Source organism: Vibrio sp. (genome assembly GCF_984391705.1).
Map to the genome: position 1 here is coordinate 14,179 of NZ_CFHWOM010000024.1, position 14,732 is coordinate 28,910.

Annotated in this window: 12 protein-coding genes; 5 read left to right on the top strand and 7 right to left on the bottom strand. The window is 43.8% G+C overall.

The genetic code is table 11. The features are described 5' to 3' along the window. The first annotated feature begins 162 nt into the window (after positions 1-162). Positions 163-1,101 (top strand): precorrin-2 dehydrogenase/sirohydrochlorin ferrochelatase family protein, encoded by a 939-nt coding sequence (locus AC4MRV_RS13160; protein WP_491187789.1) that lies wholly within the window; start codon positions 163-165, stop codon positions 1,099-1,101. 49 nt (positions 1,102-1,150) lie between these two features. On the opposite strand, the gene AC4MRV_RS13165 is transcribed toward AC4MRV_RS13160, so the two are convergent. Beyond that, complete coding sequence (locus AC4MRV_RS13165) at positions 1,151-1,636, bottom strand: YajQ family cyclic di-GMP-binding protein (RefSeq protein ID WP_491187790.1); 486 nt, start codon at positions 1,634-1,636, stop codon at positions 1,151-1,153. Positions 1,637-1,659: 23 nt separating this feature from the next. Further along, complete coding sequence (locus AC4MRV_RS13170; protein ID WP_491187791.1) at positions 1,660-2,709, bottom strand: 3-deoxy-7-phosphoheptulonate synthase; 1,050 nt, start codon at positions 2,707-2,709, stop codon at positions 1,660-1,662. 211 nt (positions 2,710-2,920) lie between these two features. Here AC4MRV_RS13170 and AC4MRV_RS13175 point away from each other — a divergent pair, with 211 nt between their 5' ends. Then, positions 2,921-3,808, top strand: a complete 888-nt coding sequence (locus tag AC4MRV_RS13175) for a putative PEP-binding protein (RefSeq protein ID WP_491187792.1) — start codon at positions 2,921-2,923, stop codon at positions 3,806-3,808. A gap of 110 nt (positions 3,809-3,918) precedes the next feature. Further along, the gene (locus tag AC4MRV_RS13180) at positions 3,919-4,398 is read left to right on the top strand and encodes a PaaI family thioesterase (protein WP_491187793.1); all 480 of its coding nucleotides are present in this window, start codon (positions 3,919-3,921) and stop codon (positions 4,396-4,398) included. On the opposite strand, the gene AC4MRV_RS13185 is transcribed toward AC4MRV_RS13180, so the two are convergent. Continuing rightward, positions 4,367-5,752: a hypothetical protein gene (locus tag AC4MRV_RS13185; protein ID WP_491187794.1), complete on the bottom strand. Its 1,386-nt coding sequence runs from the start codon at positions 5,750-5,752 to the stop codon at positions 4,367-4,369. The genes AC4MRV_RS13180 and AC4MRV_RS13185 overlap by 32 nt on opposite strands. A gap of 90 nt (positions 5,753-5,842) precedes the next feature. Between AC4MRV_RS13185 and AC4MRV_RS13190 the strand changes: the two genes are divergently transcribed. Continuing rightward, a complete protein-coding gene (locus AC4MRV_RS13190) occupies positions 5,843-6,676 on the top strand; it encodes a CvfB family protein (protein ID WP_491187795.1) in 834 nt (277 codons plus the stop codon). A gap of 223 nt (positions 6,677-6,899) precedes the next feature. Here AC4MRV_RS13190 and rsmF read toward each other — a convergent pair whose 3' ends face one another. The 4 genes from rsmF to AC4MRV_RS13210 form a co-directional block, all read right to left on the bottom strand. Further along, positions 6,900-8,324, bottom strand: a complete 1,425-nt coding sequence (gene rsmF / locus AC4MRV_RS13195; RefSeq protein ID WP_491187796.1) for a 16S rRNA (cytosine(1407)-C(5))-methyltransferase RsmF — start codon at positions 8,322-8,324, stop codon at positions 6,900-6,902. A 96-nt stretch (positions 8,325-8,420) separates the two neighbouring features. Then, positions 8,421-11,054 (bottom strand): MlaD family protein, encoded by a 2,634-nt coding sequence (locus AC4MRV_RS13200; RefSeq protein ID WP_491187797.1) that lies wholly within the window; start codon positions 11,052-11,054, stop codon positions 8,421-8,423. Continuing rightward, complete coding sequence (locus AC4MRV_RS13205; RefSeq protein WP_491187798.1) at positions 11,047-12,312, bottom strand: PqiA/YebS family transporter subunit; 1,266 nt, start codon at positions 12,310-12,312, stop codon at positions 11,047-11,049. Before AC4MRV_RS13205 ends, AC4MRV_RS13200 begins: the two co-directional genes overlap by 8 nt. Before the next feature lie 33 nt (positions 12,313-12,345). After that, positions 12,346-14,142, bottom strand: a complete 1,797-nt coding sequence (locus AC4MRV_RS13210; protein WP_491187799.1) for an ABC transporter ATP-binding protein — start codon at positions 14,140-14,142, stop codon at positions 12,346-12,348. Positions 14,143-14,234: 92 nt separating this feature from the next. Between AC4MRV_RS13210 and AC4MRV_RS13215 the strand changes: the two genes are divergently transcribed. Next, positions 14,235-14,708 carry a GAF domain-containing protein gene (locus tag AC4MRV_RS13215; protein ID WP_491187800.1) on the top strand — a complete coding sequence of 158 codons (474 nt, stop codon included), beginning with the start codon at positions 14,235-14,237 and terminating at the stop codon, positions 14,706-14,708. Positions 14,709-14,732: the final 24 nt, after the last annotated feature.

Consider the following 14,732-nt stretch of genomic DNA (forward strand, 5'->3'; position numbering starts at 1 on the left):
CATAGTTGTAACGTAGCGTGATTAAAAAACAGGCTAAGATATAATTCTATAAATAGTATTAAATTTGGTGATAAATTATACGGATTTAATCAAGTGTTTCTTTGAGTGCCCCAACTTTGGTAGTATCTGCTAGTTAGTTAGTTGAATTATTCAAGGAATGAAATGCAGTATTTTCCACTGTTTCTCGATTTAAAAGGTAAGCCAGTTCTTGTCGTGGGTGGCGGAGAGGTAGCGAGCCGTAAAGTTGATGGTTTAATTCGAGCAGGAGCTGTCGTAACTATTGTGTCACCACAAATTGAGCCATTCCTGCAGAATCTTGTGGATGAGGGAGATTGTCTTTGGGTTCAAAACTTCTATTCGCAAGAGCTCATGGACTCAAAATATATCCAAGTTTGGGCTACCACCGACAATCCTGATCTTAATCATCAGGTGCACCATCACGCAAAGGCGCTGGGTATATTAGTGAATGTCGTCGATGATCAACCTTATTGCGACTTTATAACGCCTTCGATGATTAACCGAGGTCGTATTCAATTGGCAATTTCTAGTGGTGGAGCTTCACCTGTTTTAGTGCGTAACATCCGTGAAAAGTTAGAAGCGGCTCTACCGCAAAATTTGTCTCTGCTAGCTGATTTCGGTGCCTCTAAACGCTCGGATATTAAAAATGCGCTTCCAAGCGTAGATCTGCGCCGGAAGTTTTGGGAGCGATTCTTTTCATCATCAGTGGTTGATGGCGCAAAAGATAGAGCCGAGCTTGAGGCACAATACCAGACGCAACTCTCTCAGGAAGTTGAAGATACAGGGAGTGTAACTTGGATTGATTTTGGTAATGACGTTGAAATGTTGCCGATGAAAGCACTTCGATTGATGCAACAAGCTGAGCTGGTATTGCATCCTCAGGAATGCCCCTATAGCTTTATTGACTTAGTCCGTCGAGATGCAGAGAGAGAGCCATTTATGAGTGATACCGAGCTCTCTGAGCGCCTGGCTCGGGCAAGAGAAGAACAACTGAGAGTAGTGGTGTTTGTCGCACCAGACTCGAACCAATATAATTTACTCAAGCAACGCGACTTGCATCTAGCGCTTGCGACAGTTCAATAAACAAAACCCGCTTAAATAAGCGGGTTTTCGTTTTTACATGGTTATCTGTTTAGTCGCGAAAGTTTTCGTACTGGAACGGTTGGCCTAGTTCAGCTTCACGAATCACGGCAATAACCGCTTGTAGATCGTCACGCTTCTTACCCGTTACGCGAACTTTTTCGCCCTGAATAGACGCTTGTACTTTCATCTTTTTATCTTTGATTAGCTTAACGATTTTCTTCGCCATTGCTGTCTCGATACCTTGCTTAAATAGCACGATTTGATGCCAGTTTTTGCCTGTGGCTTCTTCAGGTTTCGCGTCCATCGCATTAGCGTCAACACCACGCTTAGCTAAGTTTCCACGTAAGATGTCACGCATTTGCTTAAGCTGAAAGTCACCTTCAGCATTCATTCGAACTGATTCGTCTTTTTGCAGCTCAAAAGAGGCATTGACACCGCGAAAATCGAATCGTGTAGAAAGCTCGCGAGAAGCATTGTCCACTGCGTTACGCAGTTCAACAGTATCGATTTCAGATACAATATCAAAAGATGGCATTGTTAATTACTCCTCAGATTCAATTAGCGAGATTTTACTGCGTCAGCAAGTAGGGCAAGCATTCGTTCGGTATCTTCCCAACCTAAACAAGGGTCAGTGATCGACTGGCCATAAGTTAAATTGTTGATGTCTGCCATAGACTGATTACCTTCAACAATAAAGCTTTCTGCCATGATACCAGCGATTTGATTTTTACCGGATTTGATTTGCTCGCAAAGCACCTTCGCAACATCTAGTTGTTTGCGGTGTTGCTTCTGACAGTTAGCATGACTGAAGTCGACAACCAAACGTTGAGGGAGCCCAACTTCTGCTAGTTGTTCACATGCAGAATTAACAGAATCTACATCGTAGTTTGGACCTTTGTCACCACCGCGCAGAATAACGTGACCAAATGGATTGCCACTTGTACGGTAAACTGTCATGCGGCCATTTTTATCTGGCGAATAGAAGTAGTGCGAAGCTTGAGAAGCACGGATCGCATCAATAGCAATTTTAATGTTGCCGTTTGTGCCATTTTTAAAACCAACCGGACAAGATAGCGCTGACGCCATTTCACGGTGGATCTGAGATTCAGTAGTACGAGCTCCAATTGCTCCCCAGGTGATTAGGTCGGCAATGTACTGGCCGGTGATCATGTCTAGGAATTCAGTAGCGGTCGCCAAACCTAGCTTATTAATATCAAGTAATAGTTTACGAGCTTTGTTCAAACCAGCTTCTAAAGCGTATGAGCCATCTAAGTTAGGGTCTGTAATTAGACCTTTCCAACCGACAACTGTACGAGGCTTTTCAAAATAGGTACGCATGACGATAAACAACTCGTCTTTATATTGCTCTTGAATTTGAGCAAGGCGCTCAGCGTAATCTAGCGCTGCGTCTGTATCGTGGACAGAGCATGGGCCAACAATCACTAGTAGTCGATCATCTTGGCCTGTAAGAATTTGTTCGATTTGACGACGAGATTTAGCAATGCGTTCAGCAACATCGTCAGTGATAGGGTGTGCGCTCCCAAGTTCTGCCGGAGTTGGCATTGGACCCAGTGGTTGGGTTCTTAATTCATCGGTTTTGAGTGGCATACCATAACCTGTTCTTTTTATTGCGAAGCGCTAAAGATAACGGAAACGCTGCTAGGAATAAACTACTTATCGATAATCTTCATATTGCAATTGTGTAAAAATGAAAAATTATGCATTTTCATAGGCTAAAAATGTACTTAGCCCTTGTGTAAATCGGCCTGTGTGGGTATGTTCGAACTAAGCAAATAATAATAGATTGCACGGAGCAGTAATGAGTTTAGATACTTCTAGTGGTTTGCATCCCGCGTTGACTTTAGGTAGCTCGCTACCAAGTACTGGTGTCGCTGAAAATGGTACACATTTATATGTGTCATTTGCTGAGTTGATCATGGAAAATGTGTTTTATCATCCTGAATTTAAAAAACATCTTAGAGAACTCTCAGACGTAGAGAAGAGTTCAATCGATGCTATTTTAGGAGAGCAGTCTGTAGAGGAGCATTTCGTATCAACTCTCGTTGAAAGCGTTAAATCGGCGGTAACCCCTCAGCATACTTCGATTAGAGTTAGTTTGAGTAACGGCGACAGCTACGCATTTAGTTCCCTATTAGGCGGTAAGGTAGAAGCAGTCGAAGTAAACCCCGCACTTGGTTTGCGAGGCGTGTCTCGTTATGCATCCGAGCAGTTTGGTGCAACGTTTGCGTTAGAGTGTCAGGCAATCAAAGTTTTGCAGGATGAAGGAATAACAGTTGACATCGTTGTCCCCTTTGTTCGCGCGTTATCAGATGCCGCAAAAGTTATTGACCTACTGGCTGAGCAAGGTTTGCCGAGAGGCTTGAACGGGCTTAAGATTCTCTACACTGTGGACGTGCCATCTTCAGCGTTACTCGCAGATCGACTTCTTCATTATTTTGATGGTGTAGTCATCAATCTTGAAAACTTAGCCCAATATACACTGGGGGTTGATAGGTTGAGTGAATCGCTTGAATATCTCTTCGATCCACAAAGTGAAGCTGTCCTAGAGCTTGTTGACGCGGTTGTTAAGGCGGCAGAAGCAAGCAACAAGCCTATTCTTTTGACTTCATCAAATTTGATGGAGTACAGGAAAGTTCAAGAATACATAGTAGAGCATCAGTCCATTAATGCCGTAGTGACGTTGTAACTCAATCTCGTAGGATATCAAGTTTACAGGGCTTAATGTTAACAAATTGTTGACATTGAGCCCTGTTCGTTATGAACTGAGATGATTAAAACAACTAATCGGACCAGTTTATGTTCTCTCCAATAACAAAAGCCAACATGTATCTAAAGTGGTTTGGCTTCTTCAAAGTACCGTTCATCTGGCTTTGTCGTCCCAAGATATTAAAACTGGACGATAAAAGTGTAGAGATAAAGATTCCATTAAAAAGGAAAACCAAGAATCATCTTAATAGTATGTACTTTGGTGTTCTCGCGGTTGGCGCAGACGTCGCAGGAGGCTTTATGGCAATGAGTAAAGCCCAGGAGCGGGGCGAGCGGGTGTCATTGGCGTTTAAAGAAGTCGAAGGTAAGTTTCTGAAAAGGCCTGAAGATGATGTGCATTTTGTTTGTGACGATGGTCAGCTTATCGACGAAATGCTAGATGAAACCTTTAGAACTGGTGAGCGAGTCAATAAAGCGGTCAAAATTACCGCCATCTGCCCATCGTTGCATGGAGATGAGCCAATGGCGGAGTTCTTACTTACTCTATCACTGAAGAAAAAGGGTGGCTAACAGGCTCAACGTCGATTTGTTCAACGGCGACAATCTTGCTTCGATTGAGTACGATTTTCCATCGATAGTACTTTGGCTCCCCGTCATGGTTATCTTCCTTAACGATCAGGTTAACTAAGTGACGTTTTTCTACGGATTCTTTACTGACCTGATTATTGTTCAACACATAAACTTTGTTCGAACCTTTATCCATCAAGCGCATCAGTGGTCTCATACTAATGAGAAGCGACTCGCGCGTCTCCTCATAGCCACTCATAAACTTAGAAGTCGACATTTCAACTCCCGCTCGATAGTGAAGAATCGTCTCTTCTCTTTGAACGACGCGTTTTTTACGTATGTTCTTAATTCGATCAGGGAGCTTTTCTAAATTTTTGTAGTCAAGCCACTCTAGTTTTTGACCAACCGCTTTCTTTGTCGTTGGGTCTAAGTAGAGTTTTCGCCACTTTGGGCGACCTTTTCGTAACCAACGCCACAAGACGTCTCTTAAGTCATCTTTGAATATTTCACGTAATGCGTAGACAAATGACATCAATACGATGAAAGATACGGTGATTTCTCCCCAATAATCGCGGGCTAGTATCGCGGCAATCGTCACGAAGACCATGACAAAGCCGGTAGCTCCGCCTTTGACCATTCTTTGCATGTTGCTGCCCAGAGATTGAGTTTTCTCCTGCAATACAACTGGGTGCTCTATCAATCTACGTAGAAGTCGCATTTTATTGCTGAGTCGCGTTACGTCGTCACGTACATTTTTTGAATTGTAGTTATTAAGCTTACGGTGCGCCGCTTCTTTCTCGACAATCGCTAGTAAACTCTCTTTTACCGACTTGTAGTCTCCTTCACGTGGCATATGAGCCACCAGCGACATTAGGCGTTGGCCCGTATACCAAGAAAGATAGTTATCGATATTGGCGTAATAGCGTTTGAGGTTTTCTTCGTACGGAGTACCGCGGCGTAGTTTTTTGAGGATGTCTAAAGCCAGATCGATAACATCATCAACTTCATCCGTCGTTACTGCATCCGCATTGTGTTTATTCAGTTGGTTAACGGCTTTATCAAGCGCGATAACGTACTGGTATGCGAACAAGCTCAAACTCACACGATATTGAGTAGAAGAAAGTCTACCTCGCTTTGCTAGTCGGCTGTGCACAAGTGGAAGGAGAGTTTTGTCACTATAATAAGCGCGCTTTTGTATCAACGATTCATAATAGAACTCGCTTTCTTTAAGCACATCAGAAGAGAGGCCGAGCTCTCCAGGAACGAAAAAATAGAGGTCGAGAGTGGACTTCTTGGTTGAAGCCATCGCATGAGAGACTTTTAGAGTGATGCCGTCCTGCTTATCAACGGTGATCAAGGAAAAGCTCCTAAAAAAAGTAACAATAACTGGCGCAAGCATAACAGAGATTCGCTATAATCACCGCAAATTTAGCAAGAGACAGTTGAAATGATTAAAGTTGGTCAGATAAACCACTTGGAAGTAGTAAAGAAAGCAGATTTTGGGGTATTTCTGGATGCCGGTGATTACGGTACGACATTACTTCCAAACCGCCACGTTCCAGAAGGGATCGCGGTAGGCGATTTTGTCGATGCTTTTTTGTACTTTGATTCTGACAGCCAGCTAGTTGCAACAACTGAAACACCTATTGCTCAAGTCGGCGAATGGGGGTTGATGAAGATCGAAGGCGTTAATAGTACGGGGGCATTTGCGAGTTGGGGCATCAAAGAAAAAGATCTGCTGATTCCATTTAGTGAGCAGCGTACGCGTTTTAGTGCGGGTCAGAATGTTCTCGTTTATGTGTACACTGATAAAGCGTCTGGTCGTATCGTCGGCACAACCAAGTTCAATAAGTTGCTAGATAAAACCCCGGCAAACTATAAGCGTAACCAGCAAGTCGATTTGATCATTGCTGAACGTAGCGACCTTGGTTATAAAGCGATCGTTGAAGGCGAGCATTGGGGCATGATCTTTAAATCCGATGTGTTCGGCAAGCTGTTTATTGGTAAAAAGCTAAAAGGCTACATTAAGTCTGTACGTGAAGATGGCAAGATAGACCTGTCTTTACAGAAAGTAGGCGTAGCCAAGATGGACGACCTTAGTGAGAAAATCATTGAGTTGCTTGAGAAGAAGGGAGGCTTTCTTCCTCTTAACGATAAATCTTCGCCAGAAGCGATTTTCTCAGCATTTCGCACTAGCAAAGGTACATTCAAAAAATCGATCGGCGGTTTGTATAAGCAAGGAAAGATCGTAATAGATAAAGAAGGTATTCGTTTAGCGTAACTAGGGCATTCCATCTGAGTATTAATGAGTGTTAAGCGCTTTGCCAGCAAATACTCTGAAATAAAAAATGGCCCAAAGCTCATCCTGCTTCGGGCCTAGGGGAATGGCTCCTACAGAGCCTGCGCTAACTGTATTTGATGCATAACATTTCTTACTTCTTAGTGTAGTGCATCATGATGAGTTAGCCAGACTCTGGTAGAATTTCATACTATTGGCTTAGGTATCAAAATAAGTTTTTATCTCGGACCAGCTCTCTTGGTAACCCATTTTTAACTCGGTTTCCGACCCACTTACCCAGTCCAATCACATCGTTACCCAGTTTTACAATGACTTCTCCTTTGCCAGGCTGAGCCTCTGGGCGTACATCTCGTCCCATGAACCACTCTCGAGCATCATCAATAGAAAGTGCTACACAGCTGCTCTCGTGACCTGTCGCTAGTGCTGTAGCTACTTGATGCTGCCAACGGTATCCCTTTTTGTGTGCTTCGGCGATTTTAATCCCCATTCGAGAGAACTTAAATTCACCAAGCATTGGCTCTAAGGCGTTTGGAAACAGCCAGACATCATTGTCGCGTAGCCACACGGAGCTGCCTTCGGGTAGGCGAATGTCCAGTGTCTCTATCAGCTGTTTTTCGATATCAAGCTGAACTTTCTTCGCGGCTTTTTCAAACGGGAATTTACCAAGTCGTTTTTTTACTTGCGGCGCTTCAACAGCTTGAATTTTTTTCAACCGAGCAACGAAGAAGCCTTCGCAGTCATAGGTTTGTGGGAAAATGTGTAAAAAGCCTTCAGGTGTTATTGATTTATCTGCGCCTGGGAATAAATCCGTCAGGTTTTCAAATTCTACAGCGTCTCCAAACGTTTCTTTAAGGTGGTGACACACTTGCTGGTTCTCTTCCACACTTAACGTACACGTGGAGTAAACGAGACTACCACCCACTTTAAGAGCATGAAATGCGCTTTCAATGAGGTCTTTTTGGGTGTTGGAAATGTCGATGACAGAAGCTTTGCTCCAGTTTTTCATTGCATCGGCGTCTTTGCGAACAGTCCCTTCGCCTGAGCAAGGAGCATCGATAAGAACGGCTTCGAATTGTTCAGGAAGCCAACCACCAAATACTCGACCATCGTAGTTACTTAATGCTGCGTTACGTACTCCACATCGTTCAATGTTGGCATGCAATACCTTGACTCGGCTTGAAGAAAATTCGTTTGCAACTAATACACCGGTGTTGTGCATATTGGCTGCAATTTGAGTCGTCTTTGAGCCGGGAGCGGCAGCCATATCCAACACACTCTCAAAGGCATCATCTTCTGAATTAAATAGTGCTGCGACTGGCATCATCGAGCTGGCTTCTTGGATATAGAACAACCCAGACATATGCTCAGCAGTGTTGCCAAGCGGCACAACGCTCTCATCTGCTTCAATCCAAAAACCTTCTTCACACCATGGCACGGGGCTAAGTTTCCAGCCTTTATCGTTCGCTCGAGTTAGAAACTCCTCAACCGATATTTTTAACGTATTGACACGAATACTCTTGCGTAGAGGGCGTTGGCAAGCGGCAATGAAGTCTTCCATGTTCAATGATTCAGGAAGGATTGCAGACATTTCATCAAGGAATGCTTGAGGCAGATAAACGTTAGAGTGCAATGTTCTATCTCTAAGTACGGTAAAGGGGCAGGGATTATAACGAATTGAGACAAAAAACGCAGCGGGTGAGCTGCGTTTTTAATAGGTAACTGTGTTCTATGGCTTAGGTATCGCTGTGCGCCACTGCTTCCATTTATCTTCTCCTTGTGGGTATAGGTAGAAAGACTGGCCCTGGTTTGCGATTGGCTGAAGTTGTTTACCTTCTGGTGTAGAGAAAGTGATACCACCACGAACCAGGCTGTCAACAGTTCCAGCTTTGATATTCGCGCCACCAATGCCAATTGACACGTCTAACCCTGACGTATTCCAGAAAATACTATTACTCCGAACTAAGTATGCGTATTTTGGTTGCAGTGAAATAGTTGTTACGACACGGTCAGCAAATTTGCCTAGTTCTACTTTCGTTACTTTGCCTACTTCCATGTCTCGATATAGTACAGGCGTTCCTTTCGTGACTGAGCCACGGGTTTCACTTTGGAGTGTAAAAGTGACTCCTTGCTCGGTTTGTTCTTCGGAATGGAGAGTGAATTTGGTCTCTGTTTTTCCACTACCTGGGCTGACACTTATCGACTGATTGATAAGGTTTTCCAGATTACGAACCCCAGTTAATCCAACTTCTGCTTTTGCTAACCAGAAATAAGAGCCATTGACTGCGATTTTATTCGCGTACTCAGGTAAGATTCGCGCCTTAACTTCCACATTTTTACGCTTAAAGTTTGGTGTGACGAGAGTGACTTCTCCAACTTTAACGCCGTTAAATTTGATTGCAGTCCCTTTCGATAATGTGTTTTCACCACCTAAGGTTAAGGTTATCACCTGGCCAAACTTTCTTGCAGTTTTGAAATCTTTGTATAGTACCCATTTACCATTTTGCTGATTGTCTACGCCTGGCAGAGAATCGAAAGCAATTCCACCTTGAACAAGTGATTTTAAAGGGGCTGCCTTAACGCTAATACCCGATAGTCCGGCGTCGACCTCAATACCTGACCGATTCCAGAACACGGTTTGTTCCGTGACGAGGTATTTGTATTGATTTTCGATACTCGCAGTGATTAATACACCGCCATCAACCAGATTAAAATTGGCTATCGAACCGACTTGTAAGTTACGGTAGAGCAGTGGGCTTCCTTTACTAATTGGAGGCAGTTCAGGAGCGTAAAGAGTTAACGTTGTTGAACCCGAAAGGTTAAATTTTGCAAGTTCCGCCAGAGACTTACTCTGATACAGCTGGTATTGCGATTGAGCTGAATTGCCGCCTTCGCTAACAAAACTAATTGAACCTGTTAGCAGCTGTTTAGCTGGTGGGACATTGATATTTAATCCCGATTCCGTAAGCTCAGCGCTCGCACTGCCGGTAACGAAGAAGCGGTTTTTAGACTTGATGAGATGCGAATACTCTGCATCAATGAGTGTTTCAATATGGATCTTGTCGTCGATAAGTTTCACGCCTGCAACAGAACCTACAGTGATGCCTTTGTAGAGAATGTTTGCGCCTTTGTCCAAGCCAAAAGAGTTATCCGATATCAGTTTTACTGAGATTGAACGAGCTTGTTGACGATCAAAGTCATTTTGGCGAATCGCCGTAAAGTTACGAGCGCGCTTTCCTTCTCCTGGGACGATAGTGAGGAAGTTACCTTTGACTAGATTAGACAGGTTTTTTACTCCGGAAAGAGAAACTTCGGCCTCTTCTAAAATAAAGCGAGAGCCTGACGTAAGCATGTCACTGAAGGCAGGTTGAATCGCAGCAAACGCGACAATACTTTGCCTGCCGTCTCTTAGCTGTAAGTCGGTAATTTGACCTATTTCAATTCCGCGATACATAATTGGAGCACCCGAAGAACCAATATTGTTGTCATCAGGTAATAGGATTTTTACAGCGATACCTCGTCCCGCGGTTTTTAGATCAGGGTATAGGCGAAACTCAGTGTTCTCGCTGACGGGCTCTCCGCCATCGGGTGAATCGACGGCTATTGAACCGCCAATCAACGCACTAAGGCTTTCTAGCCGGACGTCCACACCATCAAAACCAATTTTGGTACCAATACCACTGACGTTCCAGAAACGACTATCGTCGGTGATAATGTGGCGATACTCTTCCTTAATCGCAGCTTTAATCAGTACATGCTTCGCGTCGCTATCGAGTTGATAACTGTAAACTTCGCCGATAGGAATTTTTCGATAGACGATTTGAGAGCCAATCGAAACGCCGCCAAGATCTCTTGCTCGCAGTGTGATGGAAAGGCCTTGCTCCGCCAACAGGTCAGCAGGGGCACGCTCCAAAGCGCGGAATACGGTTTCAGGCTCTGCTTGCTCTTCACTTGGGGCTATTGCGATATAGTTACCCGAAACTAGAGCATCTAGTCCAGAAATGCCGGACAAGCTTGCCGTTGGTTTGACCATCCAAAAACGAGTGTTCTTGTTGAGCAGCTTGGTTGCTTCAGGATAAATATCGGCTTCAACATAGATACTTTGTAAGTCTTCTGCGAGATTGATGTCGCGTACCATACCGACTTCAAGGCCTTGATAGCGAATCGTTGTTCTACCAGCGACTAGCCCAGATGCTTCAGAGAAGTAAATTTGTACACGTTCACCTGCGTCTTGTATCGCTTTAAAAACAAGCCAACCAGCTAAAATGACGGTCAGAATGGGAAGTAACCACAAAGGAGATATTCCGCGACTCCGTTTAATGTCGGGTGAATATGAATTTTGCGATGGAGAAGAGTCACTCATTAATCGATTCTCTATTGTTCGATGGTTGCTTGTAGTTATCCCATATCAAGCGGGGATCTAGGCTTTCAGCGGCTAGCATGGTGAAAATGACCACCATACCAAATGCTACGGCGCCATAACCGGGCGTGAAATCAAGAATTTGTCCTCTATCCACTAATGTCATCATGATAGAGATAACAAACAGGTCCATCATAGACCAACGACCAATCCATTTTACTAAGAAGTAAATCATCATTCTCTGCTTATGGAAAATAGTACGCTTAAACTTGATGGCTAAGAGGATGTATGACAGGCCAAGTATTTTGGCTACGGGCACTATAATGCTCGCGACAAAGATAATGATTGCGATACCTGGCATACCATTTTTTACCAATCCGGCCACACCAGAGAAAATCGTATCTTCAAGGCGTTTGCCATTGGTCATTAAAATAGAAATAGGAATAAGGTTAGCTGGAAATATCGCAACCGTTGCAGCAAATAAGTAGGCCCAGGTTTTTTGAATTGAGTTAGGCTTTCGGTGGTGTATTGGGCTATTACAACGAATGCATTCTTCACCTTCTGGTTGAGATAGGTGACAAGTGTGACAGTGTAGCTTTTTATGCGCCGTTACCAGTTGGCGTTCAGGCATGTACACTTCCCAATAACGTCGCACGCTAACGCGGGTCACCAGTAACACGGTCGCCACTTGAAGAAATATTAAGCCAATCAAACCGGGGCCGACAAATATGTCCGAATAGTCCTGAAGTTTAAAACAAGAGATGGCCACGCTGATTAGAAACACATCTATCATTACCCATGCTTTGAGGTGTTGGATGATTGATAGAGAGATCTTTAACGGACGGAACGCACAATTAATTAACGATATGTGAGCGGTTACCACAGATATGGCAAGAAGTAACGGAGCAATTGAACTACAGAAAAAAATTAACAAGGCTAGCATCACGTAGCCTTCTTGCATTAACGTCCATACACCATGAGGAAGGGTGGCTGGAATCATCACTCCGAAGAGTCGAATGCTAATAAAGTCAAAAAAGTGCGAAGGAATAAAGAGCAATAAACAGGTAATTGCGATGGCCAAATTACCTGACAGTGATGGAGAGCCACCCCTGTATAGTTGTGTTCCACATCTAGGGCAGTATGCGTTTTTACCTTTTTCTAAAGGATAAGTATCGACGGGAAGTTCACAGCCTTGGCATAAGCGCAGCGCGGTTAGCTCTGTTTGATGTGAATGTGGCTTTAATGAATGAGGGCGACTCATAGACGCCCTCTATAGGTTCGGTTGTACTCGGTTTTAGGCGTGCGATTGTACGCTTCCATATAAGGTTTGATATAAGCCTTGTTGTTCAACCAACTCACCATGAGTACCTGCTTGTGTCACCTGACCATCTTCTAAAACATAGATAAGGTCAGCTTGTTTAACCGCTGAAAGGCGATGAGCAACAATCAATGTTGTGCGGCCTTTCAAAAATTCAGTCAATGCCTTGTGCAACGCTGCTTCGGTTGCAGTGTCGAGTGCTGACGTTGCTTCATCAAGGATAACAAACTTTGGATCGCTTAAGATCATACGAGCGATTGCCAGTCTTTGGCGTTGCCCACCAGATAAGCGAATACCACTTCGACCAATTTGAGTGTCTAATCCATCACTTAGCTGGTTTATCACATCTTGCAGCTGAGCCACTTCTAAAGCATGCCATAGCTTTAAATCGTCGTATTCTGCACCAAGTGTAAGATTATGCCTTAAAGTGTCATTAAAAAGTATAGGTTGTTGTAAAACAACGGCAATTTGATCGCGAATAACCTCAAAACTTATATCGTCTACTGCTTCGCCATTGAAGCGAATAGTGCCTGAACTTTCGCGATAAACGCCGATTAGCAACTGAATTAGCGTCGATTTTCCGCCTCCGCTTGCGCCAACCAAAGCAACTTTTTTCCCAGCAGGAATGTGTAAGCTCAGGTTATTGAGGACCTGATTCTCATCGTTATACGAGAAACAGACGTTCTCTAGAGTAATTTCGACATTGGTGTCATCACTAAATGGGTTCACTTTGCTTACAGGGCGGTGCTCTTCTTCGAGATCTAGCAGCTGATTGATACGCCCCAGTGCAGCTTTCGCACTGTACCAAGAAAACTGAATGCCCAATAATTCTTGAACTGGGCCCAGCATGAACCACAAGTACCCAAATACAGCGAAGATTTGCCCTATGGTGAGGTCACTAAATAGCACCATAAGCATCGCGACTGCGCGGAATAACTCGAAGCCAAGTAAAAAGAGCAAAAATGACACTCGACCCGCGGCTTCCGACTGCCAAGCATATTTGTCAGCATCGGTTCGAATGGAATCGGCTTGTTGTTTTAGTTGGTTTAGAAATTCGCGCTCTCGGTTGGCTGCTCTCAGTTGATAAATTCCATCCAGGGTTTCTACTAGACGATTTTGAAACTTCTCAAATGATTGGTTCTCTTTTTTCTTGAGGTGCTTAACTTTGCTGCCCAGTTTTCTAGAGAAGTAAATCACAACAGGGTTAACCAATAGGATAAACAAGCCAAGACGCCAATCTAGCCACAAAAGGACTCCAGCAGTACCGATGACGGTTAATAAGCTGATAAGAAACTTGCTCAGTGTGGAACCAATGAACTGATCGATAGTTTCTACATCCGTTATTAAATGTGCGTTGATCCCGCCACTACCTCGTGTTTCGTATTGTCGGATGCTAATGCGGCCGAGTTTATCGATCATCTTGCTACGCATCTGGTAGGTGATGGTTTTAGATACCAAGGTAAATTGTCGGCTTTGTAAGATGTTTAATGCTTGGCTTGCGCTACGCATTATGACGACGAGTATCAAGGTCAGAAAGATGTAGCCTGTTGCGGTCTGCATTGATTCAGGCAATAGAGCATCCATTGCAGCAACGCCGCTTGCAGGCTGATTAAGCAGAACCTCATCAACCATAAGAGGCATTAATAGTGGAATAGGGACACTGATTAAAGTTGCTAAAATGGCAATAAGATTGGCAAACACAAGTTTAGACTTGTGCATTTTTACTTGTTTTATCAACCAAGAACGGCTAATAGTGTTGGTACTACGATTCATTATAATGAGAATGCTTACTATTTAATGGTTTATGAGAATTGTACGTAAATTCATTTAGGAAGTCTCTAAATTCAAACGGAACAGCAGTAACTATGACATTAGAACAGTATCAACGTTTAACCAAACAAGCCGTCGCACTTCTAGAGGGTGAGCAAGATATGATTGCTAACCTAGCTAACTTAAGCGCGTTGCTGAACATGGAGCTCGATAGACTGAATTGGGTTGGCTTCTATCTTATGAAAGAAGGTGAGTTGGTACTCGGTCCATTCCAAGGGAACCCAGCTTGTGTTCGTATACCCGTAGGCCGCGGAGTTTGTGGTACTGCTGTTGCAACAAACAGTGTTCAACGTGTATACGATGTTCATGAGTTTGAAGGTCATATTGCATGTGACGCAGCGAGTAATTCTGAGATTGTGATTCCATTTTCAATCAATGGCGAAGTATCGGGCGTACTCGATATTGATAGCCCAGAAGTTGGCCGTTTCAGCGAGATCGATGAGAAAGGGCTGACGTTTTTAATGGCAGAAGTAGAAAAGCTGCTTAATTCACACGCTATCAAGGCATAAATTGGCTTTTCACTGTGGTTTTTC

What these genes read in the sequence shown, in the direction of transcription:
- AC4MRV_RS13160 (WP_491187789.1), top strand. Translation starts at nt 163, where the DNA reads ATGCAGTATTTTCCACTGTTTCTCGATTTAAAAGGTAAGCCAGTTCTT.
- AC4MRV_RS13165 (WP_491187790.1), bottom strand. Translation starts at nt 1,636, where the DNA reads ATGCCATCTTTTGATATTGTATCTGAAATCGATACTGTTGAACTGCGT.
- AC4MRV_RS13170 (WP_491187791.1), bottom strand. Translation starts at nt 2,709, where the DNA reads ATGCCACTCAAAACCGATGAATTAAGAACCCAACCACTGGGTCCAATG.
- AC4MRV_RS13175 (WP_491187792.1), top strand. Translation starts at nt 2,921, where the DNA reads ATGAGTTTAGATACTTCTAGTGGTTTGCATCCCGCGTTGACTTTAGGT.
- AC4MRV_RS13180 (WP_491187793.1), top strand. Translation starts at nt 3,919, where the DNA reads ATGTTCTCTCCAATAACAAAAGCCAACATGTATCTAAAGTGGTTTGGC.
- AC4MRV_RS13190 (WP_491187795.1), top strand. Translation starts at nt 5,843, where the DNA reads ATGATTAAAGTTGGTCAGATAAACCACTTGGAAGTAGTAAAGAAAGCA.
- AC4MRV_RS13200 (WP_491187797.1), bottom strand. Translation starts at nt 11,054, where the DNA reads ATGAGTGACTCTTCTCCATCGCAAAATTCATATTCACCCGACATTAAA.
- AC4MRV_RS13205 (WP_491187798.1), bottom strand. Translation starts at nt 12,312, where the DNA reads ATGAGTCGCCCTCATTCATTAAAGCCACATTCACATCAAACAGAGCTA.
- AC4MRV_RS13210 (WP_491187799.1), bottom strand. Translation starts at nt 14,142, where the DNA reads ATGAATCGTAGTACCAACACTATTAGCCGTTCTTGGTTGATAAAACAA.
- AC4MRV_RS13215 (WP_491187800.1), top strand. Translation starts at nt 14,235, where the DNA reads ATGACATTAGAACAGTATCAACGTTTAACCAAACAAGCCGTCGCACTT.